At 61.1% G+C, this 586-nt stretch carries 2 protein-coding genes; both read left to right on the top strand.

From position 1 onward, the window contains the following. On the top strand, positions 1–150 hold a 150-nt coding region (locus AC1DRJ_RS31740; RefSeq protein WP_477805577.1), incomplete at its 5' end, for a DUF2388 domain-containing protein. Then, on the top strand, positions 147–586 hold a 440-nt coding region (locus tag AC1DRJ_RS31735), incomplete at its 3' end, for a DUF7844 domain-containing protein (protein WP_477805576.1). The genes AC1DRJ_RS31740 and AC1DRJ_RS31735, both read left to right, overlap by 4 nt.

The following is a 586-nucleotide window of genomic DNA, read 5'->3' as shown; positions in this document are numbered from 1 at the left end:
GCACACGACGATGCAGCGAGTTTCGTGGCCAGCAATGGCGATATCCGCGGCGCGCACCTCGAAGCAGCTTTCATTACTCTGCGTGATCGGGTGCCGGAAGCCCGGGATGCCAGTGATCAGGTACTCGCCGAAGCCATCCTCGCACTGTGAAGCCGTCAGCCGCCTGGCTGCTGGCCGGGGTCATGATGCTGTTCGGCAGCACGGCCCACGCCGGCCTGCAATTACAGCTCAAGACTGAAGGTCTTAACCCGGCACAACAGCAAGCCAGCCAGGCATTGCTCGATGAAGCCATGCAGGCGCTGCCGCCGCGGTTTATCGAGCAACTGGACCGGCGCATAGATGTCGGCTGGACCGATGACATGCCGAGCAATGCTTATGGCCAAGCATCGCTGGTGTCCGAACTCGACTTGAACCGTAACCTGCTCGCCAGCCTCACCGACGGCAGTGCTGCGAGCAAGAAGACCCATCGCCCTCATGGCACGGTCCGCCGTGAAATGCTCGCCACGGTGCTGCACGAACTGACCCACATCTATGATCGCTCGCGCCTGTGGCCAGACGATGAGCGCAAACTGATTCAACACTGTAC

It is taken from the genome of Pseudomonas sp. P5_B2, from assembly GCF_056400445.1.
Note: the sequence above shows the minus strand (reverse complement) of the source record. Positions and strands in the feature narration are given on the sequence as shown.